Here is a 24,851-nt window from a genome sequence, read left to right on the forward strand (position 1 = left end):
CTCAGTGCCGCTGCGGCTGCCTGCGGGTCGTCCGCGAGTGCGCGGCGATGTCCAGGCGGTCTTGAGCGGGCTCCCCGGAAATGCAGAAGGGCCTGATCGCTCCGGTCGAAGCCGGAGCGATCGGGCCCTTCACTGTGCCGGGTCAGGCCTGGGCGCGGGCCTCGTGGTGGGCGTCGTCGGCGCGGTCGCACACCAGTCGGCCGTCGGGGAGCTCGTCCCATTCGGGGCTGCCGAGCGCGTCGTCGGCGGCGGTCTCGGGGGTGGTGTGGTGGGGGATGTACTCGTCCTCGACCAGGTCGCCGCAGACCGAACAGCAGGTGGTCCAGCACAGTGAGGGGACGGCGATGCCGGTGCCCGGGCGGGCGGCGCCTCACGGCGCCAGGCGTAGCCGTGGTGGAGGACCAGGGCGTGGTTGGCGGGCTGGAGGGGGGAGCCGTCGTCGAGGTCGGGCATCTCGAGGACGGCGTCGGGGCCGGTGAGCCGGAGCTCCCAGGACTTCTCCGGGGTGCCGGGGTGCAGCCGCTGGTCGGGGTCTGCGGTGAGGAGGCCGCGGCGGCCGACTGGGGTGAGGGCGGGGGTGGTCGTCATGTCCGGGTGTCTCCTTCGAGGGGTCGGCCCCGGCCCGCTGGGGTGCGGGCCGGGGCCGGGTGGTGGCGGGTGGTCAGGTCTGCGGGCGGGCCGGCCCTCGGGGGAGGGGTGGCCCGCCGCCGGGGCGATGGCTACAGGAGGCCGGCGGCATGAGCCTGCGCCTCCTGGTCGACGTCGTCGGCCTCGTCCGCGTCGGCCTGGTCCTCGTCGGTGGGGACGGCGGGGAGGAGTTCGGCGATGGCGAGGTCCTGGCCGAGGACTGCCCACGGGTCGCCGTCCTCGCTGTCGGTACCGGCGGGCTGTGCCGTGGCCGGGGCGGAGCCGTCCAGGAGCGCGGCCAGCTCGGCGACGGTGTGGATCTGCACCGCCTCCTCGCCGGCCCGGCTGAAGAGATAGGTGCGGCTGTTGTAGCCGTCGCGGTCGGTCGGCCGGGGGACGGCGAGCAGGCTCGCGGTCGAGGTGATCTCGCACGTCGCGGAACCGTCCTCCATGCCGCTCCAGTTCTCCGCCTTGGTGAGGGCACCGTCGCTGTGGTCGAGGCGGGAGGCACCGGAGGCGGCGCGCTGCGCGGCGTCGGCGCGGACATCGGCGGCCAGCTGTCCGGGGGTCGCCGGCGGGACCGTCTGCCGGGCCGGGCCGGGCTGTGGTGCTCGGTGCCGAGGCGGCGACGCAGGGGGGCGAGGGCCTTGCAGGCAAGTGGACGTGTGCGCGCAGGGCGGGTACACGATCGCGCCGGAGTGAGGGACTGGGGCCGTAGTGTACGAGCGGGTAGAGCCGGTCAGCGAACCGGCGCTGCTGCTGAGCCGGCGGGCCGGAGCGCTCACGTGCATCGGACGCCTGTCGGTGCACACGGCGAGACGTTCGAGCCGCCGGTGCCCGACCGGCGAGAGCCGACGGCACGCCGGTGAGCGGACAGCACGATCAGCTCCGCAGCCCGGTACCGTCCGGGAAGCCGGCCGCGCGGCGCGGCCGCTCCCGCCGGGCGACGGGAGCGTCGGGCCGGTGTGCCCGTGCCGTGTCAGCCGGGGTCGGGGCATCCTTAAGATGGCGCTGGAGTTTCAGTGCCTGCTGATGGCCGTGCGTGGCCAGGGCGTCGAGGAGCCGCCGGGCCCGGCTGACGTTCGCGTTCGTAGGGTCCGGCTCGTTCGTGAGGACCTGGGCGAGGAATCCCGCCGCACGCTCGGACAGTGGGGCGTCGCGGTGGAGCGACGGTCTCCTCACGATCATCGGGGGTGCCGTGTGGGCGCAGCAACGACAGGCAGGCGAACTGCTACCAGCGGTAGGAAGCAGCCGACGAGGGGCCCCATGCACAGTGCGATCAGCACGGTGCCGACCCCGACGGTTCCGCCCAAGAGCCAGCCGGCGCCAGCGACGGCGACTTCGATGCCGGTGCGCACAAGGGCGAGGGGTAGGTGGGTGAGCCGAACTAGTCCGGTCATGATGCCGTCGCGTGGTCCCGACCCGAACTGCGCGCCGAGGTAGAGCGCGTCGAAGAATGCCAGTGCGACGAGACCGAGGGCGAGGTATCCGATCTCGGCGAGTGGCCCCTGTGGGTTGGGGAGCACAGTGGCGGTGGCATCTGCGGCGAAGCCGACGATCGCGACGTTGAGGAGGGTGCCAAGCCCGGGCAGTTCTCGCAGGGGGATCCATGCAATGAGCACAAGCAGCGAGATCAGGTTTGTCGCCCAACCGAACGAGATATCAAGGGATTTGGCGATGCCTTCTGTGAGCACGTTCCAGCTGGCCGCCCCGAGCCCGGACCGTACGAGCAGCATGACGGCGGCCCCGTATCCCATCAAGCCGAGCAAGAGCTGGGGGATCCGGCGTGCCTTTCGGGCCGCCCGCACCTGGGCACATGCGTTCATGCGCGGTAGTACGGGTGGGCTGTGATGAGCCGGGACGGAGGTGTGTGTCGTGGAAGCCTGAGGTGCCATATGGTGAGTCTCTGGGTGATCTGGCCCTGTATTCCATAGCCAGATTGGCTAGGCTGGTTTGGTGAAAATCAGCTCGCACGCGGCAGCACGGATGTTGGGGACCTGGCAGGAGGGGCCGGGGCCAGCGCATCAACGCCTCTCCGACAGGCTACGTCTGCTCATCCTGGACGGACGCCTCTCCCTGGGTGCGGCCCTGCCGAGCGAGCGTGACCTCGCTGTCGTGCTCGGCATCAGCAGAACCACAGTCGGTACCGCATTCCGCACGCTGGCCGAGCACGGATACCTCGCCACACAGCCGCGCACCAGGGCGACGGTACGGCTGCCTGATGACACCACGCCCGTCCACCCAGTCGGCGCGGACGCAGAGACCATCGACCTGTCCTTTGCCGCGCCGCCCGCGCCCGTCGAAATCCTCCACGCTGCGTTCGCGACCGCTCTCGAACAGCTGCCACGACATTTCGAGCGGCACGGCTACGACCGATACGGCACCGCGGAGCTGCGCGAAGCAGTCGCCCACTGGTATCAGCGGCGAGGACTGGCCACCCGGCCCGATCACATCCTGATCACCAACGGCGCACAACACGCGCTTGCTCTTCTGGCGCGAATACTCCTGTCGCCACGCGACAAAGTCCTCATCGACCACCCGACCTACCCACACGCGATCACGACATTCACTCAAGCGCGCGCCCGACTTCTGCCCGTCGGCGTGACGTCTTCCGGCTGGGACGCCGAGCAAGTCCAAGCAGCGGGGCGGGCCGCGCACCTGGCCTACCTGATACCTGACTTTCACAACCCGACCGGGATGTGCATGCCCGCCAGCGTGCGTCAACAGCTCCGGCTCGCGTGTCCCACAGTCGTCGACGAGACCATGACCGATCTGGCTCTGGACGTTCCGAGCCCCGAACCCCTCGCGCTGTACATGCCAGCAGCCATCAGCATCGGCTCTGTGTCCAAGAGCGTTTGGGGCGGCCTGCGTATAGGCTGGATTCGCGCGCTGCCCTCTCTCCTGAAGCGCGTCGAACAAGCCCGTCCCGCCACAGATCTCGGCACTCCCGTCGTCGAACAGCTCGCCACAGCCATCCTCCTGAACGAGCGGCAAACCCAGCGTCCGGGCGCACTCCAGCAGCTCAGATCGCAACGTGACGCCCTGCGGCAAGCACTCACCGAACACCTACCGGACGTCCACGTCCTGCAACCAGCCGGCGGTGTGACTCTATGGGCAACCTTCTCCGAGCCCGTCAGCTCGCGGCTGGCAGCCATGGCGCCTGACCACGGAGTGACCATCGCGGCCGGACCACGATTTGGGGTCGGGGGTGCGTTCGAACGCAACATACGACTGCCGTACACGCTCCCTTCGAGTCAACTGATCCAGGCGATCCGCAGACTCGCGCGGGCAGAACAGGCACTCGCACAAGGCGCTACCGGAACTCACACCCCCGCACCCATCGCATGAGCGTCAACAACGTCATGACCCGCAACATCTAGTGCTGGATTCCTCAAAGGCAGTAGATGTAACGACGTCGGAGTTGTCGCGTTGGCGGGGCGGGTCTGCCCCAGATCCAGGGTCTGGCAAGTGCATTGAGCTGGGCTGTTGCGGTTCGCGTGGCCCGAGTGATCTCGTCGGGGCTGGCGAAGGAGCGGCTGGCGAGGGCGGCAGCTCCCACAAGTCAGGTTGGCCGAGCAGGGCGTCGAGTTCGCCGTCGAGGCGTCCGGCGTGCAGGGTGAGCACTTCCACGGTGATGGCCACCAGCGCGATGCTGGTCCCGCAACCGATGACCTGCTGCGCGAGTTCGGACAGGTCGGCGTCGTCCGCAGCCCGGTCGTGGGCCCACCGGCGCAGCCGGGCGGCGGCCGCGACGGCTGGGGTCGGCCCGAGCGTCTCGGCCCAAGGCCAGCGCCAGGTCCTGTCGGTGCCGGTGAACGTTCTGCTGTCGTGGGCGAGCGGCCGGGTCAAGGAGTACACGCGCTGGCCGCGTCGTGCCATGCGGCGGGTGGCTGAGTGGGTGGCGGAGCGGACCTGCGCGCCTTCCTTCCGAGCGCCGCGGTGCTGCCCGCCGGGTGGACGATCAAGGGCACCGGCAACCCGGTCGACACCGGCACCACCATCAACGAGTACCGGGCCGACCCGCCCCAGATCACCGAACCGTGCGACCGGATGTGCATCGCAGGCACCGTCTTCTCCCAGGGCTACAAGGTGTCGGGCGCGATGAACGAGGTCTACGACGGAAAGGCCGCGGTCCAGGTCTACCTGGCCGCCTACCGCCCCGGTGACGCGGCCATGCTGCTCAGCGATCTCCGGGCGTACGCGGAGCGCTGCCAGACCTTCACCGCGAGGACCGTGGAAGGCGACCCGATCCCGATGGCCGTGACGGCACACCCCGTTCCGGGGCTCGGCGACGAGGCCGTGGACATCAAGCAGGTCCCCACCGGCCCCTACAGGACGGCGGAGATCGTGATGACCCGGCTCGGCGACCGGGTGCTGTTCCTCAGCGGCGACAACATCGTGGGCCGGCTGCCGAACTTCCTGCAGCTGGCAGCGCCGCTGGCGAAGAGTATCGAGTAGGAGGCCGCCCCCGGGAGCCTGGACTACCGGTCCCACAGGCTGGGACGCCGGTACAGCCTGGAAGGCGCTCTCCACTCGGCCAGGCGGCGGCAGTCCAGGGGCGTGAGGGTGATGGTCCGGTCGGGGTCGCGGTCCCACTCGACGGGGAGGCCGACCGCTTCGAGGGCGGCCACGACCTCGTGGCCGATGGGTCACGGCGCGCGGGCGGTGATGCCCGCCTCCTGCAATGCGGTGGACGCGCAAGTGAGCCGCTCGCCGCTGCCACTCCGGCGGCAGTTCCCCTTGCATCCGTGCCTGGGCCGCAGGCGATGCTCCAGCAGTTGACGTGTCCCTCGACCGGGCCGGAGTTCCTGCGGAGCGTGAGGTCGGCCATGACCGCGTCCCAGTCCTTGCGCAGGCTCGAGGCGAAGCCGCGCAGTTCGGGTAGGCAACTGGCCTCGGCATCTGCGGTCCACTGTTCGAGTTCCTCCCGGTGGGCCCGCGAACCCGAAGTGTCTGCCCGGCGGCAGGCGGGGGCACCTGTTCTCTCTCAACATGCCGACTTGGCAGGGAACGTGTTCGACGGGAGGGCCGTGCGCCCGCTGTCCGAGCCCGAGTGCTGGCCGCCGGTCCGGGCGCCGCTCCACGGGATGTGGCGTGATGCGATCATGGTGCCCTCCGAGCTCGCGGGTACGCCCGATCCGGACGGGACGCATCCTCGCTGCCTCCAGCAGGTGCGGCCCTCGCCCCTCCGGCCTGCCGCCGCCGGCCCGGCCGCCCCGAGTCGCCGTCGCCGGCGCCCGGACACGCCCTACCGGCGATCGAGGGATTGTTCGGTGATCGAGGCGTCACGGAACTAGATAACTCGAGACTACTGTTTCGCTCCCTGTATCCCTGGCGCCTACGTCAATCCTGTCCCAGGTGGCAAACCCCGACCACGAGAGATCAGTCGAAAATTCACCGTCGCGGTCAGTGTCCACTTCTGTGTTTCCGTAACTGTACTGGTCGCTCAAGAGGTGGACTGCCCGGTCCACCTTCACTTTCGCTTCCGGTGTAAACCCCGCGCCGAGGACCCTGACGACACGTTCTTCCGTTTGCAGTAATTGTATGGACGGGCTCATCGGGTAAGGGAGGCGGAAATTATAGACAGCCGGATCGATCCCGTGGCCGTCATGCCCTCCGCCTGTAGGGCATCTACCCTTGTCGTCGAATCCGTCGAAATAGAGGGACTGACAGTTCCAGCAGTTGCGCCAGCCGGGCTGGTTCTTGAACGTGTCCTCCCAAATATCCTCGTGCACGAGGTGGAAGTCATAGGTGAATCCGAAGCCTGAAGTATGGGTGCCGAATTCGGAATACGGGCTAGGGCAGACGCCTTGGTTGGGTGCATAAAAGAGTACTTGGCAATCCCGGCAGTTCTTCCACTCGTTCTGATAGGTAAAGGGGAGAAATGATGGCGCTTGGTTGTAAGTCAGGGTGAAGTCGGGTCCCGCCACGCCATGGCCTTCTCCGTCGCTCGGGCAGACCCCCCTGTTGCCGTCACCATGCCCGTTGTAGTATAGGCTCTGGCATTTCCAGCAGTTCCGCCAGCGGTTCTGTGTCGGCATGAGGAGCTCCTTGCTCGCTGTGGTGAATTTCTGGTGCGAACCCGTCCTAAAGTTGCTGGGCAAGGTTCCAGAATTTTGGGGCGCCCACCGGACGCGGCTCGCACCGAGGGCTGATCACCGGATTGTCGGCCCGATCTTGGATGGTCCATGGCGCACGGGTGGCTTCGACGGGACGTTCGGCATGTAGGACGGGCAGCCCACCACGCGGCGAGTCTGCAATGTTGATCCTTTCGCGGAACCTGTGCTGAGGAGGGTATGCGAAGCAGTTGGCCGGCGGTCGGTCACGTCCCGCCTGTCGGCGTAAGGGGAGTCGCTCTTTCTATTGGAACGCGCACCGACGCGGGATGCACGTCACCCCGGGTGCTTCTCTGGCAGCACTTCGACACTCTGAAGGTCCTCGGTTCAACCACTGAACCAGGACCTTCGGCTTCCTGGGCAGGTCTTGGGCGTATCTGCTGCGCGTCGCCAGCTGCCCACTCACTGCCTCCCGCTCTACTTCAGAGACGTGACCAGGCCGAAGGGCGGCACCCCGGTCAACACAGGTCGCGCCATGGCGGCCTCCTTCACTTGGTCCGTGCCGGCTGGCGGAGGCGGATGCTTCACCGCCAGGTTCTCCGCACCGCTCGTGCCGCGCACGCGGGGCTGGGCCGACGGGAGCCCGGAGCGGACGGCGCGGGCGCGGTGCTTGTCCGGGCGGCTGATGGTGCTCGTTGAAATCGGCTCTGACCGGAGTTCCGTGAAAGACCAGGTCATCGGCGTGAATGCAGGATCGTTTCGCTGCGGGATGACCTTCAAGTGGCTCTCGACTCGATCGAAGATGTGCTGTTCCCCGGAGTGGATGTTGAGCTGGAGCGGGTGACCGCCGGCTCGGACCTGGTGCTGGTCGAGGCCGCCGCGTGCGGTCCGGCCGTCCGCTGCCCGGACTGCGGGATCCGGGGTAGGCGGGTCCATTCCACGTACTGGCGAACGATGGCCGAGCGCCCTTTGGCGGGCCGGAAGTTGCTGATACGGCTACGGGTGCGCCGGTACTTCTGCGACCGCGTCCGGTGCGGGCGGCGGACGTTCGTCGAGCAGGTCCGGGGACTGAGTGAGCGTCACCTGCGCTCCAGCAGCGGGCCGAAGGAGTGGCTGAGGGCTGTCGCCGTCGAGCTCGGCGGCCGGGCCGGCGAGCGGCTGTGCCGCAAGCTCAGCGTCGGGGTCGGCCGCACCCGACTGCTCGGACTGCTCGTGGCCCCCGACGTGCCTGAACGGGCGCCGCGAGTGCTCGGCGTCGACGAGTTCGCGTTCCGCCGGGGCCGCACCTACGGCACCCTGCTGGTCGACGTCGAGACGGGCCGCGTCGTCGATGTCCTGCCCGACCGCACGTCGGAGACCTTCGCCGCCTGGCTGCGCGAGCACCCCGGTGCGGAGATCGTCTGCCGCGACCGCGCCAGCGCCTACACCCGGGCGATCAAGGAAGCCGCGCCGGACGCGATCGAGGTCGCCGACCGCTGGCACCTGCTGCAGAACCTGTCCGCCGCGGTCGAGAAGACCTGCCACCAGCACCGCGCCTGCCTGCGTAAACACGTCGAACAAGAAGTGCCTCCCGAGCCGCCGGCGATCGACCTTCCGGTCCTTCAACTGCCCCGCACCCCTATCGTCGAGCGGACCCGCGACCGCTACGCGGACGTGCACCGCCTGCTGGAACAGAAGTGGACGATCAGCGCGATCGCCCGCCACCTCGGTCTCGACCGCAAGACCGTCCGCCGCTTCAAGACCACATCGCTGGACGAACTCCTTTCCTCTGCGCGGGAGTTCGGGTCCAGCAGGCAGGGTCTGATCGACCCGTTCAAGCCCTACCTGAACAGTCGGTTCACCGCCGGGTGCACCAGCGCCCAGCAGCTGTTCCGCGAGATCAGCCAGCGCGGCTACCGGGGCAGCGTCCAGGTCGTCCGCCGCCACGTCGCCTACCTGCGCGAGGGCACCGCCGAACCCGTCCGCGCGGACATCCCCAGCCCGCGCCGGATCACCTCCTGGATCATGCGGCCGACCGGCACGCTCACTGAACGCGAGCAGGACAGGCTGCTGGACGTCAGGATCGCCTGCCCGGACATCGCCCGGGCCTACGACCTGGCCCGATGCTTCCACGACCTCATGACCAACTGCCTCGGCACCCTGCTGCACGACTGGATCCGCCAGGCCGAGGAGGATGCCCCGGCGCCGGTGCGTTCGTTCGCTGGCTTCCTCCGCCAGGACCTCGCGGCCGTCACCGCCGGCCTCACCCTCGAATGGAGCTCCGGCAAGGTCGAAGGCAACGTGAACCGGGTCAAAACACTCAAAAGAGCCATGTACGGTCGGGCCTCGTTCCGACTCCTGCGGACCCGAATCCTCACCCGACCGTGAGCTTCACGGAACTCCGGTCAGAGCCAAATCCAGCGAGCCTCATCACCTCCACCGCTTCCTGCCCGGGCGGGGCGTCGGCGACGGGCAGGCAGGTCCGAGCGGGCGGGGGTCGCGGTCACCCTCGCACCGTGCCGCGCCGTTCGCAGTCCTGGGGCGGTCAGGTCGAGCGTCGGCTTGGTGGTCCTGCAGACGTGCTCGATGCCGAATCGCGGAGGGCGGTCCTCCACACGACGCTCTCCGCTGGGCCGGCCACGGCCCAGCGCAGGGACGCGACGGCGGAGTGAGGCGCTTGCGGGGCTGCGTACCTCAGTCCTCGTCGAGCTGGATCAGGATCGCGAAGTACTCGCCGTCGCGCACGTACCAGGTGGCGTCGGGCGGTGTGTTCGTCGCTGGCGTGGCGGCCGGCGGAGAAGGTGCGCATGGGGGTGGCGTCGATGGCCACCGAGCCGTCCCAGCACTCGTCGATCAACGTGCGGGCGGGGGCGAGGGACGATCCGACGATGCGGCTGGTGACCTTCACCAGCAGGGCCCGCCGGTGTTTCAGCTGTTCCTGGTCGGCGGCGTGGAGTTCGGTGGCGTGGCTGCGCTTGAGGCGGTGCTTGGGCAGCGGGGCGGGGTCCACGGCGGCCTCGACGGCGTGGAAGGTGCGCCGCACGGCGAGGTAGACGGCCTCGAAGCCGTCGGCTGTGTCGGGCCAGGCGGGCAGGGCGAGCTGGGTGCCGGTGCGGTCGGGCAGGGGGGTCGGCGACGTCGGAGAGGATGACGCAGCCGCTGGCGCGTCAAGAGGCCAGCGTCATGCCGGTGAGCAGGGCGGTGACGGTGACGGTGCGCGGGCGCCCGGTGGCGGATCTGCGGCGCTGGTCGAGGGCGTGGGTGATGAGGGGGACGGCGCCGGTGCGCTCGGTACGGCGCGGGCGGCGTCTGTGCGGGTGACGCTCTCGCGGCGGGGCTGCAGTCGTCGGCGGGCGCCTTCGGTGAGGTCGGCGTGGGGTGCGGCTGCGGCGGTTGTCCGGGCAAGCGTTTCTCCGCAGCCCACCGGCCGCCTCACGCGGTAGCCGCGGGCGCGGAGCGCCTGCCCAGGCCTGGGGATTGGCCCGCCCCAGGGGTTTTTCGTCTGCCATCGGGTGAACAGGTGCGGGGGTCCGTGGCCGGGGGTTCGCCACAGCAAATAGTTCGAATACCAATGAATCTCTTCGGTGAGGTGAACCATGCCCCTTCCCCGTGTACGGCCGGGCCGGGTCGAGACCCCCAGCTCCCTCAAGCACCACGCCCGCGGGGCACCGCGCCGTTCCGCCGGGCATGCGGCGCGTCGGCTGAGGCGCTCGGTGGCGGTGGTGGTGCTCGCGGCGGTGGCGGTGGTCGTCCCTGCCGCTCCGCACGCCGTCGCTGCGGCGGGTGTCAGGGCGGTGCTGGCTCCGCCGCCGGGGTACAACTGCCCCGAGTACTATGCCGCTCCTGCTCCCCAGGGCTGGCCCGGGCCGGGCGACTCCGTCCAGGACACGCAGCGCGCGGTCCGCTGGGACCTCGACAGTCTCGGCCGCCCCGCCAGGGCTCGCTTCATGCAGCCCAGGAGCCGGGGTAGCTACCAGGGTGACCAGCGGACCAGTGGTCCCTGCCAGGTGACGGTAGGGCACTACTACGAGACCCGGTGGGGGCAGCCCGCGCTGCCGCCGGTCGCCGCGGGCCCGCCTCCCGGCAACGGGCAGATGTGGAACGGGGGGCATCTGATCGCCTACACCTACTTCGGGCCCGACACCCGCTACAACCTGGTGCCCCAACTGAAGGGGGTGAACACGGGGCTGTACAAGCGGTTCGAGAACGCGGCCCGCGCCTGCCTCGCCCCGGTCACTCCGCCCAGGGCGGGCAGCGTCGACGAGTACTCCGTCACCGTCAACTACTTCAACGACGCCGCGCACGACCCGCGCTTCCCGCAGTCCTTCGATGTCGCGGTGCGGCTCACAGGCCAGGCCGGGACCGCCCGGGCCGCCGGGAGGATCCCGTGGGACGCCCCGTCGGGCAACGGGAGCCAGCTCGCGCAGGATCTGACGGCCGCGAGGACTGCTTCCGGCTGCTGAGCCGGCGGGGCCCGGGTCCGGTGCGGTGCACGCCCGGCCCGGGCCCCGGAGGCCGGCTGCCGTCGAGTGCTACAGCTTGCCCTCGGCGGTGTTGACGGCGCAGTCCTTGATGTCGTCGCCGAGGGTGCCGAGCTGGTCCCAGATGAGTTTGGGGGTGTTCTTGAAGTGGTTGATGATGTCCTCGAAGCTGGTGATGCCGAGGTCGTCGACGCTCAGGTCGATCTTGGGCAGGTGGCTGCCGGTGAGGGTGACGGTGGCTTTGAGGGCGAGGGAGACGGTGGCCTTGTCCTTGGTGACGGTGAGGGTGAGGCTGCCGGTGGCGTTGACGTCCAGGACGGTGCCGGTGAGCTTCCAGCTGCTGGGCGCGTCGATGCTGAAGTCGAGGGTGGCGGTGGCCTTGGCGGTGAGGCCGGAGCCGAGGTCGAGGGCGCAGGCGAGGTCGGCGGTGAAGCCGCCGACCTTGACGTTGAGGTCGAATGCGAAGCCGTCCTTGCCCAGGGAGGCGTCCAGGGCGGCGGAGGCGCCCAGGAGTTCGACCTTCCCGGACAGGGCGAGGATCTTCTGGGGGGCGTTACCGCTCGTGAGGTTCTTCAGGTCGAGGAGGTAGTGGGGGCCTTTGGCCTGGTCGGTGGCGCTGGAGAGGGTGAGGAGTTTCGCGATCGTCAGCGGTTTCTCGATCTCGCTGTCGACGTAGATGCCGGTGCGGGTGATCTCGACCTTGAAGCGCCAGTTGTTGTCGAAGAAGTCGATGTCGCCGGAGGCGAACAGGCCCTGCTGCCATGTGGTCTTGGTGATGTCGTCCTTCCAGCCGCCCGCGTCGGTGACCAGGCAGACCTCGAGCCGGTGGATGACGATCTTCTTGAGGATGTCGAGCCAGCTCGGCGGGGTAGTGACGAGGGCCGCGATGTCGTGGAGGCTGACACCCTTCTTCGTGTCGGCGGGTTTCAGGGCGAAGTAGAAGACGGTGACCATGGGCGGCTCCACGCTGCCCTTGGCGGTCAGGTCCAGGGTGACGGCGTCGCCGCCGCTGCCGAAGGTGAGTTCTCCGCCGCCGCCCAGGACGAGCTTGCCGTCCTTGAGGCTGATCTCGACGAAGAAGCCGTTGATGGTGAACCCGTCGATGCCGAAGGCGTTCTTCCACGCCGGCGGGCTGTCGTAGAAGTCGGGGCCGGGCAGCGGGGCAGTGCCCCACGCCTCGTGGGGGGCGGGCACCAGGAGCGCGCAGGGCACGTCGGTGCCGTACGCCCACGGCGGCGGGGCGTCGGTGGCGGCAGCGGGTGGCGCGGTCCACAGGACGGGTACGGGGGTGTGGCCCAGGGCAGTGAGGTCGCGCAGGAGGTCTTCGAGGGCGGGCGGGGCCGGGGTGAGGACGGCGACGGCGGGCGTGCCCGCTCCGGCGGGGGCCGCTTCGGGGTCGGGGGTGAGGAGGGTGTAGCCGGGGGCGTCCAGGGCCAGGGCGAGCTGGTGGGGCAGTACCGTTCCGGCGGGGGTGCCGTTGGCCTTCGCGGGTGTGAGGACGAGTTTCAGGGACAGCGCCCAGCCGCCGGCGGAGGGCTTGCTGGCGGCGCCCTGGCCGGTGAGCTGGAGCTTGGCGCTGCCGGCCGCGGCGGGGAGTTGGAGGACGAAGGCGGTGGCGAGGGCGATCTCGTAGGTGGCGGGTCTGACGGTGAGGGTGAGGGCGCCGAACCCGTTGCCGGCCTTGGCGAGGACGGCGGTGAACTCGGAGTTCTTGATCGGGCTGGTCAGGCGGGCGGTGACGGTGATGCCGCTGGCGCCGGGGAACAGCTGGGTGAGGAAGGCGAGGTCGCCGCCGAAGCCGAGGGTGGAGAAGAAGGTGAGGCCCTTGCCGACCGTGGCGGGCAGGCCCTTGGGCTTCTTGAGGGTTCCAGTGTCGATGTTCTGCTGGTCGGCGGTGCTGACGACCAGTCCGGAGTCGTTGAAGGTGAGGTCGCCGAGGATGGGGAGGTCCTTCGCCCAGGTACCGATGTCGCGGGGGGAGAAGGTCCAGCCGTCCTGCCACAGGCCCGCGACCAGGACGGTGGTCTTGCCGGTTGTCTCGCCGGCCGGGCGGGTGGCCTTGCCGACGACGGCCAGCGTGTACTTGTCGTAGGTGACGTCTCCGGAGAGGGCGAGTTCCCAGCCCTGTCCGTACTGCACGCTCGCGGTGGTCTTGCTGAGGGTGATGGCGGGCATGCCGGAGGGCAGGGAGAGTCCGGTGTCGGCGGCGAGCTGTTTGATGAGGTCGGTCAGTGACACGGTGGGGAACTGGCCGCTCAGGCGGAAGGATCCGGGGATCGCGCAGGCTGCGGTGATCTTGATGCCGTCGGTGAGGGGCTGGCCGGTGGGGGCGACGACGGCGGTGGCGTTCAGGCTTGCGGTGGTGTTTTTCTTGTCGTGTTGGAGGGCGAAGCCGGCCCGGGTGAGGGTGATGGTTGCGGCGCCGAGTTCGAGCGTGGCGTTGGTGTCGGCGTCGGCCGCCACGCTGAACGTGCCCTTGGTGGGGGTGACCTCGCCCCAGAAGTCGGTGAGGTTGATGGCCGGCATGTGGCCGAGGTCCGTGCTGGGCAGGAAGTGCTGGACGACGTCCTTCAGCGGGACCGGCTTGAGGGTGTCGTCGGTGATGGTGAGGGTGCCGGGCGGAACAAGGCCCTCGACGAGGAAGGGGAGCTTGTCGGCGACCTCGAAGCGGGCCCGGACGACGACTTGTACGGTGCGGGTGGACTGCAGGGGCTCGAAGACGGACAGTTCCGCGCCGACGCCGGTCAGTTTCAGGTTGCCCTCGGCGATGTCCCAGGTCCGGCCGGGGGCGGAGTCGATGTCGACCGTAACCTGCCGCAGGGCCTTGGCCAGGCTTCCGCCGGTGTTCGCGGAGTCGATGGTGATCAGGACGTCGCGCAGCTGCAGGGTGTCGCCGAGGGGGAAGCCGGCCTTGTCGGCTTTCGTGAGCGCCTTGTCCAGGCCGGCGAAGTCCTTGAGGTCGGAGGCGGCGACCGGATCCTTCGATGGCGCCCCGGTGAGGATGAGGGTCGCGGGCCCGCTCTGGAGGGTTGTGCCGATCTCGACGGTGAGCGTCTTGGTGATCCGGACGTCGGCACGCAGTTGCACGTCGTAGTAGGGGCTGGGGGTGTCCAGGTCGCGGGAGCCCGTCCACAGCAGGAACGACGCTTCCTGCATGTCCTGGCCGGCCTGACGTGGGGATCGCAGGTCGACGCCGGGGCGGCCGTTCTTGTCGGCAGGCGTGAGGGGGCCGGTGAGGGTGAGGGCGCCGTCGGTCAGGGGCAGCAGGAAGGCCAGTGCTTCCGAGTCGGTGGGGGGTTTGGCCTTGGGGGAGTGGAAGGTCATCCCGGGCGGCAGGTCGGGCAGGCCGTCGGCGGCCTCGCGTTCGGTGGAGGTGAGCAGGAGCAGGGGCGGTTCGCCGTAGGTGAGGCGGTCGAGCGCGAGGCCCTTGATCTTCGGGAAGGCGGCGCCGAACGTCCAGCCGACGGGCAGCAGCAGGTGCGCGTAGAGGGAGGGGCTCTGGTCGGCGGGGTCGATCCCGAACTCGACGGTGGTCTTGACCGGATCGGGGCTGGGCCACCCTTTGAGCGTGCCGGTGACGGTCACGCCCGTCGTGGTGTTGTCCAGTGTGGCGTCGGTGAGGACGAGTTTGTCGGGGAACCAGGCGGCCAGCTGCCGGGAGGCGGCCTGGGCGTCGAGGTTGGCGGCCGTCACGGTCAGGGTCCCGTCCTTGAAGCACGACGTGATCCGCTCCTGCAGGGCCTTGATGTCCATGGTGTTCCTGTCCGTCGGGCCGGACCGGTCCGGCGGGTGGAGGGTCGTTCGGGCGGGTGCGCGGCCGGCACGCGTTCGCGGAGCGTGCAGCCGGTTGGCGGTCGTGCGGCGGGAGGCGAGACCGTGGCGCGTGGCGATGGCGCGGCGGGAGGTGGCGGCTCTTGCGTGCTCGCCCGGTCTGGGCGGCTGGGTGCCGGCCTTCGCGGAGCGTGGTCTGTCCGGCGGCGGCGCCCGTCCGCTGGCGCCACCCGGACGGTGCGGGACCGGTGGTGCGGGCCTGTGGGGCGGTTGTTCGGGCTAGTCGAGGTGTTTGGCGATGCCGGTGCGGGCGGCTTTCGCCAGGGCCCGGCCGATGTCGGCGCGCTTCGTGTCGAGGGTCTTGTTGAGCCCTTTGAGGATGCGCTCCTTGAGTGAGGGCTGTTCGAGGGCCTTGTTGGCGAACTCGGTGATGGAGGGGGAGCCGGTGAGGTCGACGGTGACCCTGAGGTTGTGGTCGTCGACCCGCAGCTGCGCGGAGTCGACGGTGATGGTGAGGTGGTCGAGGTCCTTGCCTCCGAAGGACAGCCCGATATCCAGGGTCGCGGGCGCGGCTTGAGCGTCGAAGGTTCCGGCGAGGCCGTGATGGATGCCCCAGTCGCAGGTGAGAGCGCCCTTGGCCTTCCATGGCGGGCCGGGCACGTGCGCTGTGCCGGTCAGGGTTGCCAGCTTCACGGTGGCGGTGACGTGCCCGTTGTTGAGATGGGCCTGTTGGACGGGGACGACGGCGTTGGAGAAGCCGGTCACGGTGCCGTCCAGGGTCACGTTCTTGAGCGGATCGAAGTTTCCGCCCAGGGCGATGTCACCGATGTCGACCTTTCCCAGGGTGTAGGGCTCCAGGAGGGGGTCGTCCGCGCCGGCGATCAGGTCCGGAAGGAAGAGGGGGGACTTGTCGTCGGCCAGGGCGGTGCGCAGGCGGTCGAAAAGGTACTGGTCGACGGGCGGGTTGGCGGTGGTGGTGTCGTGGGCGAGGGCGGTGGGGGTGCCCATCACGTTGTCGAGGGCATTGGCGAGCTGTTCGGTGAGGGCGCGGGAGACGGAGTCGCGGGTGTCGGAGGTGTTGAGGGCGGAGAGGAGCGCTTTGGTGAGTCTGGTGCCGCCGGTCTCCTTGTCGGCGAAGGCTTCCAGGGCCATGTCGTGCCAGATGTTCTTGAAGTCCTCGTTGGCGTTCTGGTCGATGGTCAGGGTTGCGGGGTCGAGCTCGTAGACGGGGTCCTTGGCGGTTCCGGCGGGCACGGTGATCTTGTCGATGGTGACGGTGAGGACGCGGTCGGCGCCGGTGTCGGCGACGGCCACGTGCAGGGCGATGTCGGCGGTCAGCTCTTTGGCGGTGAGGCTGAACGTGCCGGTGCCGGTGACGCGGTCGACGGGCCATTTCAGGTCGGGCAGCTTGCTCTCGGTGTCGGCCTGCTTGCCGGTCTTCTTGTCGACGGCACACACGTCCTGGTCGAGACGGTAGCGGCCGGCGATGACGACGTGTGGGGGCAGCGCCGGGTCCTTGACGGTGCCGAAGGTCAGGGGCACGGTCATGCTGTAGCCGGTGACGGTCTGGGTCACGCCGGCCGGCTCGCCGGCCGTCGCGTTCTCCAGGCCGGTGATCGTGGCCGAGGGGATCGTCAGGGTGGCGTGCGGGGAGGCGGGCAGCGGGGCCCCTTTGTACTTGCCGGTGTCGATGGGCGGGTCGGCCTTCTTGGCCACGCGCACGACGGCCTGGTACCACTGCACGGCGATGTTGGCGGAGGTCACGCCTGCGTCGAAGGTGCCCGGGTTCCAGTCGGTTGCGTGGACGGGAAGGAGGTTCTTGCCGTCCTTGGTGGTCGCTTTCGCGAGGAGTTTGGGCAGACTGTGGGGGTGGGCGGGATCGTTCAGGAGCGGGAGCATCGTCGCCGCGATGAACTCGAGGAGGGCCTTGCTCATGCCGGGGTCCGATCTGTTGCGGGGCGCTGGTACGGGGGCTGTGGGGGGCGGTCGACGACGTCCCAGGCGATCTCGGCGAGGGCGTCGCGGTAGACGCCCGGCGGGAAGGGCTGCAGGTGGGTGAGGGCGTCCAGGGCCTGGTTGCGGGCCTGGGCGTAGGCGGTGGCGCAGGCGCCGGTGGCGCGCACCGCGCAGGCAGCGGCGCGCAGTTGCGCGTCGTCGTGGGCTTCGCCGCGCAGGATCCGGGTGGCGGGGTGGGCGGGGCCCAGTTCGTGGGCGGCGTGGATCAGCGGCAGGGACCAGCGGCCGCGGGCGAGGTCGGTGCAGGGGGGTTTGCCGGTGGTGTGCTGGTCGTGGGTGAGGTCGAGGATGTCGTCCATGACCTGGAAGGCGCGCCCGAGGCGGCGGCCGTAGAAACCGGCCCGGCGGGCGTCGCGGGTGCGGCCGTCGGCGAGGGTGACGCCGGCCTCGCAGGCAAGTCCGAACAGGACGGCGGTCTTGCGTTCGACGGTGCGCCAGTAGTGGGCGAGCAGGGCCTCGGTGTCCCAGGCGGGGTCGGTGCGCAGTTCGTCGAGTTCGCCGCAGCACACGCGGAAAGCGGTGTCCAGGACGGTGCGCACGAGGTCGATGTCGCGCTGGGCGTCGATACCGTCGACGAAGCCGCGGATCGCCTGGACGAACTGCAGGTCGCCGATAAGGACAGCGGTGTGGGTGCCGCGGGCGGCGTTGACGGAGGGCAGGCCGCGGCGCAGGCTGGAGTCGTCGACGACGTCGTCGTGGATGAGGGTGGCCACGTGCAGCATCTCCAGCGACACGGCGCCGTTGACAACCTTGTCCGGGAGCCGTCCGGTGCCGTGGACCATGCGGGCGGCCAGCAGCAGGAGCATCGGGCGCAGCTTCTTGCCGCGCCGGTGCAGGGCGTACTCGGTGGGGGTGAGGTACTCGGCCTGCGGGCGCAGGACCTCCTCCAGGACCTGCCGGTAGCGGACCAGGTCCTCGGCGAGCAGGTCCTGCCACACCTGCTGCAGCGTGCCGGTCCCCATCCCGGGGGCGGCCTCGGCATCGACGATCACTCGCCGTCCCGCGCCTGGTCGCCGCCCGCCGGGGCGGGCGGGGTGAAGCAGGGGTGCGCGGTGCGGGCAGCGACGGCGACCCGTTCGGTGATCGCCTCGCGCAGCAGGACGGTGAGGAAGCGCATGGAGGCGATGCGGGCCCGCGCGATGTCGCCGGCCTCGCCCTGCCAGGCGCTGTCGTCCAGTTCCAGGGCCGGCTGCGGCACGTCGGCCCGCACCCACTCCGGCCCCGCGCTCCCGTCGTCCGACGGCGCCCAGATGAGGGTGGCGCCCTCGATCACTGCCTGAAACGAGCCCTGGTAGTAGGCCTCGCCGACCGGGACAAGGGCAGCAGCCTGCGCGGCGAGGATCGCCGCGCGCTGGCGCTGAATGTGGTGCAGGTCCTCAAGGTCCAAGCCCGGCGGCAGCGCGTCGGGGCCATCGCGTTCCACCTGTTCCAGGTAGCGGTCGGGGTTGAGGTAGATGTCGTCGTCGACACCGATGACCGCGGCCTGACCCTCTGCCTTGGCGTATCTGACGGCGTCCCGGATCTGCTGCGCGGTCCTCGGCGTGACCTTCTTCTTCTCGTTGCCCGTGTCGTCCTCGACGTGCTTCCGGAACTGCTTGACGGCGTCCATCGCCTGCTCGTACTTCTTCGTGTCCCCCGTGTCCGCCTCGCTCTTCAGGGAGGCCAGGGCGGTCAGCAGGCTGTAGTGCTGTGTGAACGCGTTCTCGTTGTAGGTGACCTTGTTCCCGTTCGTGTCCGTGTAGGGGGCGCTCCTGTTGACGGCCTGGGTGTCGGACCTCACCGCAGTGTCGGTGTCGTCCGCCATCTGGGCGGTCACCCCGTCACCGTCCCAGTTGTTCATGTAGTCCTTGGCGAACGCCTCGTGGAACTCCTCGTTGTGCTGGTAGTAGCTGCTGACGAGTCGAAACCCGTTCGGGCTCGCGGCGACCAGCTTGGTTCGTTCCTCACGGGCCGTCGCCAGATGGGCCTTGTGGACGTCCTCGCGCAGCGTGCGGGCCCAGGGGTAGCCGGGGGAGGGCGTGGCCTGGCTGAGCGGGGCGAGGGCGCCGCCGGTGTCGAGCGGGTTCTCCCGTTCCGGGCGCACGTCCAGGCTGTAGCGCCCGTGCAGTAGCAGCGGCGCCAGCGGGCAGGAGAGAGCGCCCTCCTGCCCGGTCGGTGCGGCCAGCCCGGGCTCCCCCAGGGGGGTGAGCGTCATGTCTCCCAGGCGCAGGCTCAGTACCGCGGTCGGTGCGAAGCGGTGACCGGTCGGCAGGACCACGCCCGCGGCCAACGGGAAGCTCGGAGTGTCGGGAAGCCGAAGCACGGTCGGTGTCTGGGACACGGGGATCTCCCGGGTGATCGAGGTAGGAGGAGGGCGGTCGTGGCAGCGGCCCGGACCAGCGGCCCCTCATGTCACGGCCGGGGCCGGTGGCCTGGCTGCGGGCCCCACGGCGGTCCGGGGCTCGGCTCCACGGCCTGCGACGGGACCCACTGCGGACCGCTACCGGCCTGGGGCGGGTGCCCCTGCTCCTGGACCAGCTGCCGGACAGCCTGGGCCAGCTTCCCCATCAGGTCACGCCGTCCGGCCCGGCACAATGGTCTGTCCCGCCGGCGTGCCGACGGGCTGCCGTCACTTCGCTTCGAGATCTCCGGCCATCAGGAGATAATCGCCTTCGTCGGCCAACAGGGTGGCGGGCTTCACCTCCACGGTGACCGCCTCGGACGTCAGCTGCAGCTTCGGCATGAGGTTGACGATCTTCCTCACGCCCTCGAACATCTTCTTCGCCTCACTCCATGGCGCGGCCTTGTTCTCGGGAGTATTGGCTTTCCCGTCGACGATATGTTTAGTCACCGCATCGGCGCAACTAATGCAGTCATAGTAACTGGCGAACCATTCGACCTCGATAATCTTGACTGCGGCCTTGTTGAGGTCCTGGGCCGGGAGGTCGATTCCGACCCTCATCGTGATATGCCGCGGTTCGGTTTCGACCCTGAAACGGTAGCCTTCGGAGCTGACAGAGAATCCGTCAAGGTTGATGCCGAGTTTGAACTGCCCTGCAGCGCCCGGGACGGGGTCGACAGGGCCGAGGTGCGGGGTGAAGCCTCCCGTTGCTCGACCCGTATTGATCGGATAATACTGGTTGAATCCCAGGTCGTCCGCCTTCTCCTTGAGGAGAGAGGGAGGGATGAGGGTAGTCGGGAAAGCGGCGACGACCGTGTACTTCCCCAGGAGATCGGCCCACTTGGGGTGGTCGTCCTTCGAGATCGAGATGTTCTTGAGCGCGCCGCCCCCAGCCCCCTGGTCCGCCCCCAGTAGGAGCGCCTTGTCCTTCAGTGCGACGCCGCGCCCCGCCGCCGACAGGGCGGTACCCCAGAGTGCGGGGAGGCTGAATTCCGGCATGGCCTTGTTGGCGGCGTCGAGCAGGACGGGCAGCAGCTGCCGCATCGCCTCGGCGTCCCAGTCGCTGAAATTCTCGGGGTACAGATAGGCCGCGATCGCGGCAGGCTTGAACGCCTTCCCAGCCGCCACCACATCCATGTGGACCAGGACATTCCCGCTGACGACGGACTTACCGGTTCCGACCTGGGCCGATAGCCCGGACAGGAGGACTTGAACGACCGCGGTGTTGGATGCCTTCGGAGGGGAATTCTTCGAGGCGTCAATTGCCGCGCTCCAGTACTTTCCTTCCGGCGACCCGATGGCCACGGAGGGGGCCTTGCCAACGTCCCAGGTCACCGTTACTCCGCCCTGCTCGGTCTTTCCCTTGAACCGCTCGCGGTGCGACTTGTAGACCGCGCTGATGCACCTGTTGATTCCCTCGGCGGTGACTCCGATGACGATTTCGTTGGGATAGGACATGAGGACTCCCGTTCGCCTGTCGCTGCCGGGCCTGTCCGCGGCGGCGCCCCGGTCGTCCCCCGAAGGCTCTGACAACAAACTGCTATGTACTCGAACCACGCGAATGACGGTAGCCCTTCCTCCGAAGGCGCACTCCCCCTCCGAGCCGGAGAGGGCCGGGCTCGGGCACCGGACGGCCCACCGGTCGGCACGCCCTTGGCGAAGTCGGGTGAGCCGGCGTCGGGATTGATGGTGGCCTTCCAGGGGGCGGCGGTGACGCCGCTCGGGCCGGTGAGGTCGATGGTGCCCTCGGCGTAGTTCTGGGCGGTGAGGTCGATGCGCAGTTGGGCGTTCTTCGTTCCGGAGGGGTCCGTTCACGTGTAGGGGCCGACTGGGGGCAGGGAGCCGTCGGAGTTGACCTTGGCGGAGCTCTGGCCAAAACACACGGTGAGAGTGCAGTCGGGGCTCCCACCTCGTGGCTGCGCGGCGGGGGGCGGGGTGTGGGCGATGGTGGCTGGGCGGCGCCGGTGACGAGGGCCGTGGACAGGACCACTCTTGCTGCTGGGATCTGACCGAGGCTGTCGCCGACACGACTCGATACTGGGCGACCTGGGAAGTGATCTTTCAAGTCGCGGGAACAGCATTACTAGTGGGTGGGAAGCTCTGCAGGTCGAGGGATTGTGTCGGTTCGCCCCCCTCGACCTGATCGGCCACCCGGCGACGTAACCGCGGAGGACACCGCTCTACTCGGGTGCCGCACAGCGCGGTGCGAGACGAGGTCGAGGGCGTAGAGGTGGCCCGACTCGTCTACGGCGAAGGAGGCCGCCGCCCGAGGTCCACCGCCGAGCGCGGGCCCGGGTCGAGCGCCGGTCCTGTCCGGCCGCCCGCCGGTCGAGCCGCTCGACCGGGCCAGCTGTTCGCCGCCCGTCTCCTCCCGGTGAGGCGACCTGTGTAACAGCCGACGGAGGCGGCCTGCCCGGGCGCGACGTTCCTGACGCTGGGCGGGGTTCCGACCTACGGCCCGACCAACAACGACACGACTATCAGGCTTCGGCACCGGAACACTGGCTCGATGTTCCCGACGACACAGGCGCCCAGGCCAACCGGGGCTCAAGGCCGGTGGACGGCCCGGCTCCGGGACGCCCGAAGGTGGACGCGGGCTCAGCTCCCTTACGGGACAGCACGGCGCGCCGGCTCTCCGCCTCGCGGTGGAGCTCTTCGAACCGAGGGCCTCGGCCAGCTCCGCCCGCAGCCGGTCGAGTGGAGTGGTGGCGCCGAGGCAGTTCAGGAACTCCTCGACACCCCAGCTGCTCCAGGAGTCCTGGCGGTACAGGTAGAAGCCGACCCGGCGGAGCTTGCGCGCCGCCAGCCGGTCGGGGCGCACCTTGATCGGGGAGTCCCGATGGCGACACGGCCGGGAGCCCTGGTGGTGGACGCGGACCGCCACGACAGGGACGTGCCGGCGCCGGAACACCCGGCTCTGGTGGGAGCGGGGCAGCGCAGACCTGCCGTCACCCATCAGGGTCGCGTACACCGCGGGGTGTCCGACGGCCCCGACCGAGCTGGAAGACTGGGGCGTCCTTCAGCCGTTCGGAGCGAGGCCCTCCATGCAGCAGAACAACAACCCGTTCAGTGCGCTCACCGGCGAAGCCGAGCTCTACGACCTACCGGGAGGCGACCTGGACGACATCCTGTCCCCGTTCGCGCTCGGCCTCGTGATGGCCGCCGGCCGCGCCCTTGCCGTCCTCGCCTACCGCGACGCCGCCGCCCAGGGCGACAAGCCGTTCGACCGCCAGGCCTCCGGCGTGGCCGGCACCGTCCTCGCCATGCTGCCGCCGGCCTGCGACGACCAGGACCGCACATTCCGTACCGGCGCGGCACGGGCGCTGTGGGACCTCGCCGACGACATCGCCCAGGGCCGGGCCCCGCTGCCTCGCTGCACCGCCGAACGCTGGGCACTGGAGGTCATGCTGGAGACTGCCCCAACGATGTTCGCGGCCACAGACGACGAACTCCACGCCCTGGGCATTGCCGTGCCCGACATGCCCGACGAGCACTCCTACCGTCCCCCGTACTGGGACGAGGCATGGCAACTGGTAATCGAGGGAGCCGAGTTCAGCATCCCCGAGGCCCGGCCACCGGCCGACGACGGCACCGAGAGCGACGAGGAACAGGACGTCCCCGAACCCGCCGGAGGCTGGAGCGCTCCCGCCTACTGGGCCTCGCCGTACGCCATCACCCATCCCCGCGACCCGCAGCGCGGCCACCCGGCCTGGGCGCAGCAGCACCTGGACGGTGCCCCGCTCGCCGCCCCCGCCCCGCTGACCGCCGCCAGGGCTGCCGAACTCCTGCGCCTGGAGGAGAGCGGACCCAGGCCGGGCGGCGCACAGCAGGAGGACACGGAGCGGTACTTCCTCGCCGGGGTGGACGACATGCTGACACCGCTCGCGGCCCGGATCCTGGCAGCCGCGGCCGACGAGATCACCGAGCAGGGCTGACACGACCTCTTCGAGTTCGGTGACCGGGTCTTCGAACGGGCGAACGACGAGGACGACCGGGATCTCGACGACTCGTTCCTGGGAAGCCTGCCGCCGCTGTGCGACGGCCAGGGCGCAGCCTGGCGCCTCGCCATGGTCCAAGCAGTCGGCAACCTCGCCGACGACCTGCGCGCCGGCCGGGCGCCGAACGCCGGCTGTACGGCGGAGGAACTTGCGTTCCACCTGATCATCGGCAAGGCCAAGGAGCTGATCGACTACCTCCACGACGAGCACTACGCCAACTCCTACGGCCTGCCCACCGCCGACAGGATCAGCGTCCGGCACCGCACCTTCGACCACTTCTTGAGCGTCTACCTCCAGGATTTCGATGTGCTGATGCACTACGACCAGGACCTGCGCCACCTCGCCACCGACCCGGACCACCCGACCAGCCGGCACCTCGGGACCGGCGACCTGCGCCCCCGCGCCTGGTTCGTCCCCTTCGGCAACACACCGCCCCGCCAACCCCGGGCGCTGGCCCCGTGGGCGGTAGAGCGGCTCGCCACCGCCGACCCGGCCGCCTTCTTCGCCAGCACCCCCGCCCTCCCGGCCCCCGACGCGACCGCCCCCGCCGGCCTGCCGGATCGCCTGCTGGAGGAATTCGAGACCTTCGTCGGCCTGGCCCAGCACCGATTCTTCGACGAATCGTGCGCGATCGCGATGAGCCGATCCCTCGAGAACCTGCTCACCTCCCTCTTCGCCACTCCCTGCGTCGTGCCCGGCCGGATCTGGCCGATCGACTCCCGAGCCAGCGCCGTCAACGCCGGCTGGCTCCTCACCGACCGCGACTTCCAACTCCAGGGACTGAAGGCCACCTGGCGGCTGAACGCGGACCGCACCGACCACGACGCCCGCACCTGGGCCACCGCCCTGCTGGCCGACTGCGCCAACTACGTCCTGGCCAACTACGACCGGCCGTCCCTGGAGATGTTCCACGACCCCGACGCGCCGCCCGCACCACCGCTCGATCCCGGCCTGCCCGCTCTCCTGCAGGAACGCCTGGGCAAGCTGGGCCGCGACCTCACCGTCGCCGGAACCCTGCGCCACCGCCTCGACCGCCTCGGCATGACGCCCGGCCAACTCGCCCAGGCTGCGATCCTGCCCGAAACCCTTGTCACCGCCTGGCTCAACGGCGAACCGACCACCCCCTCCCTCCTCATCCGCTGCGCACCGGTCCTCCAGATGTCCGAGGACGTCCTGCTGGAGGCACTCACCGGCAAGCGCAACACCTCGTACTGGCCGATGCCACAGCCGGCCGCGGACCGGCTCGGGCGCCCGGCACGCACTGCGTGACCCCCTGTCGAGCCCCTACCGTCGGCTGCGAATGATGGCTGTCGGGGCCAGTGCCGGCCGCACGGAACCTCCGACGGTCCCGCGATGGCGGGAACCGTGCCGCGCTGCTGCACACCGGGCGCCGTCCCGGCACGTCCACCGGAGTCGGACGGGCCACTGCGGCAACGGCGAATGGGCACCGGCACGGTGACGCACCTCCCCACGTCGGCCGACCCGCCACCGCACCGCAGCGTGCGCGCACATCTTCGGCCCTTCAAGAAGCTTCGCCTACGTG

General features: G+C 69.7%; 14 protein-coding genes and 1 pseudogene. 6 read left to right on the top strand and 9 right to left on the bottom strand.

Going from position 1 to position 24,851, the window contains the following annotated elements; genetic code table 11:
• Nucleotides 1-719: 719 nt before the first annotated feature.
• Together BLU95_RS40445 and yczE are read right to left on the bottom strand one after the other, a co-directional pair.
• Nucleotides 720-1,079, bottom strand: a complete 360-nt coding sequence (locus BLU95_RS40445; protein ID WP_093864432.1) for a hypothetical protein — start codon at nucleotides 1,077-1,079, stop codon at nucleotides 720-722.
• Nucleotides 1,080-1,811: 732 nt separating this feature from the next.
• The gene (gene yczE, locus BLU95_RS40450; RefSeq protein WP_093864433.1) at nucleotides 1,812-2,453 is read right to left on the bottom strand and encodes a membrane protein YczE; all 642 of its coding nucleotides are present in this window, start codon (nucleotides 2,451-2,453) and stop codon (nucleotides 1,812-1,814) included.
• Nucleotides 2,454-2,583: 130 nt separating this feature from the next.
• Here yczE and yczR point away from each other — a divergent pair, with 130 nt between their 5' ends.
• Together yczR and BLU95_RS40465 are read left to right on the top strand one after the other, a co-directional pair.
• Complete coding sequence (yczR, locus tag BLU95_RS40455; RefSeq protein ID WP_093864434.1) at nucleotides 2,584-3,975, top strand: MocR-like transcription factor YczR; 1,392 nt, start codon at nucleotides 2,584-2,586, stop codon at nucleotides 3,973-3,975.
• A gap of 546 nt (nucleotides 3,976-4,521) precedes the next feature.
• Nucleotides 4,522-5,085 (top strand): hypothetical protein, encoded by a 564-nt coding sequence (locus BLU95_RS40465; RefSeq protein ID WP_093864435.1) that lies wholly within the window; start codon nucleotides 4,522-4,524, stop codon nucleotides 5,083-5,085.
• 23 nt (nucleotides 5,086-5,108) lie between these two features.
• On the opposite strand, the pseudogene BLU95_RS45920 reads toward BLU95_RS40465, so the two are convergent.
• Together BLU95_RS45920 and BLU95_RS42815 are read right to left on the bottom strand one after the other, a co-directional pair.
• A pseudogene (locus BLU95_RS45920) lies at nucleotides 5,109-5,273 on the bottom strand (DUF6891 domain-containing protein); the annotation flags it as partial.
• Between the two features lie 639 nt (nucleotides 5,274-5,912).
• The gene (locus tag BLU95_RS42815) at nucleotides 5,913-6,668 is read right to left on the bottom strand and encodes a hypothetical protein (RefSeq protein ID WP_159425262.1); all 756 of its coding nucleotides are present in this window, start codon (nucleotides 6,666-6,668) and stop codon (nucleotides 5,913-5,915) included.
• Nucleotides 6,669-7,463: 795 nt separating this feature from the next.
• On the opposite strand from BLU95_RS42815, the gene BLU95_RS40475 reads away from it, so the two are divergent.
• Both BLU95_RS40475 and BLU95_RS40485 read left to right on the top strand, forming a co-directional pair.
• Nucleotides 7,464-9,050, top strand: coding sequence for an ISL3 family transposase (locus tag BLU95_RS40475; protein ID WP_093864437.1), 1,587 nt, complete (start codon nucleotides 7,464-7,466; stop codon nucleotides 9,048-9,050).
• Nucleotides 9,051-10,258: 1,208 nt separating this feature from the next.
• Nucleotides 10,259-11,125, top strand: coding sequence for a DNA/RNA non-specific endonuclease (locus BLU95_RS40485; RefSeq protein ID WP_093864439.1), 867 nt, complete (start codon nucleotides 10,259-10,261; stop codon nucleotides 11,123-11,125).
• A 69-nt stretch (nucleotides 11,126-11,194) separates the two neighbouring features.
• Here BLU95_RS40485 and BLU95_RS40490 read toward each other — a convergent pair whose 3' ends face one another.
• The 5 genes from BLU95_RS40490 to BLU95_RS40510 form a co-directional block, all read right to left on the bottom strand.
• Nucleotides 11,195-14,896 (bottom strand): AsmA family protein, encoded by a 3,702-nt coding sequence (locus tag BLU95_RS40490; protein ID WP_093864440.1) that lies wholly within the window; start codon nucleotides 14,894-14,896, stop codon nucleotides 11,195-11,197.
• 297 nt (nucleotides 14,897-15,193) lie between these two features.
• On the bottom strand, nucleotides 15,194-16,849 hold the full coding sequence (locus BLU95_RS40495; RefSeq protein ID WP_093864441.1) for a hypothetical protein: 1,656 nt from the start codon (nucleotides 16,847-16,849) through the stop codon (nucleotides 15,194-15,196).
• A complete protein-coding gene (locus BLU95_RS40500; protein WP_231978142.1) occupies nucleotides 16,846-17,922 on the bottom strand; it encodes a polyprenyl synthetase family protein in 1,077 nt (358 codons plus the stop codon). The genes BLU95_RS40495 and BLU95_RS40500 overlap by 4 nt, the downstream gene beginning before the upstream one ends.
• Complete coding sequence (locus tag BLU95_RS40505; protein WP_159425263.1) at nucleotides 17,919-19,250, bottom strand: hypothetical protein; 1,332 nt, start codon at nucleotides 19,248-19,250, stop codon at nucleotides 17,919-17,921. Before BLU95_RS40505 ends, BLU95_RS40500 begins: the two co-directional genes overlap by 4 nt.
• A 288-nt stretch (nucleotides 19,251-19,538) precedes the next feature.
• Nucleotides 19,539-20,768, bottom strand: coding sequence for a hypothetical protein (locus BLU95_RS40510; RefSeq protein ID WP_093864443.1), 1,230 nt, complete (start codon nucleotides 20,766-20,768; stop codon nucleotides 19,539-19,541).
• A 1,586-nt stretch (nucleotides 20,769-22,354) separates the two neighbouring features.
• On the opposite strand from BLU95_RS40510, the gene BLU95_RS43525 reads away from it, so the two are divergent.
• Together BLU95_RS43525 and BLU95_RS40520 are read left to right on the top strand one after the other, a co-directional pair.
• Nucleotides 22,355-23,245, top strand: coding sequence for a hypothetical protein (locus BLU95_RS43525; RefSeq protein ID WP_197698682.1), 891 nt, complete (start codon nucleotides 22,355-22,357; stop codon nucleotides 23,243-23,245).
• Between the two features lie 132 nt (nucleotides 23,246-23,377).
• The gene (locus tag BLU95_RS40520; RefSeq protein ID WP_093864444.1) at nucleotides 23,378-24,577 is read left to right on the top strand and encodes a hypothetical protein; all 1,200 of its coding nucleotides are present in this window, start codon (nucleotides 23,378-23,380) and stop codon (nucleotides 24,575-24,577) included.
• Nucleotides 24,578-24,851 lie beyond the last annotated feature (274 nt).

This window comes from Streptomyces sp. TLI_053 (assembly GCF_900105395.1).
GTDB lineage: Bacteria > Actinomycetota > Actinomycetes > Streptomycetales > Streptomycetaceae > Kitasatospora.

Coding starts and splice junctions, on each gene's coding strand:
- BLU95_RS40445 (WP_093864432.1), bottom strand. CDS start 1,079: ATGGAGGACGGTTCCGCGACGTGCGAGATCACCTCGACCGCGAGCCTG.
- yczE (WP_093864433.1), bottom strand. CDS start 2,453: ATGAACGCATGTGCCCAGGTGCGGGCGGCCCGAAAGGCACGCCGGATC.
- BLU95_RS42815 (WP_159425262.1), bottom strand. CDS start 6,668: ATGCCGACACAGAACCGCTGGCGGAACTGCTGGAAATGCCAGAGCCTA.
- BLU95_RS40485 (WP_093864439.1), top strand. CDS start 10,259: ATGCCCCTTCCCCGTGTACGGCCGGGCCGGGTCGAGACCCCCAGCTCC.
- BLU95_RS40490 (WP_093864440.1), bottom strand. CDS start 14,896: ATGGACATCAAGGCCCTGCAGGAGCGGATCACGTCGTGCTTCAAGGAC.
- BLU95_RS40495 (WP_093864441.1), bottom strand. CDS start 16,849: ATGAGCAAGGCCCTCCTCGAGTTCATCGCGGCGACGATGCTCCCGCTC.
- BLU95_RS40510 (WP_093864443.1), bottom strand. CDS start 20,768: ATGTCCTATCCCAACGAAATCGTCATCGGAGTCACCGCCGAGGGAATC.
- BLU95_RS43525 (WP_197698682.1), top strand. CDS start 22,355: ATGCAGCAGAACAACAACCCGTTCAGTGCGCTCACCGGCGAAGCCGAG.
- BLU95_RS40520 (WP_093864444.1), top strand. CDS start 23,378: ATGGTCCAAGCAGTCGGCAACCTCGCCGACGACCTGCGCGCCGGCCGG.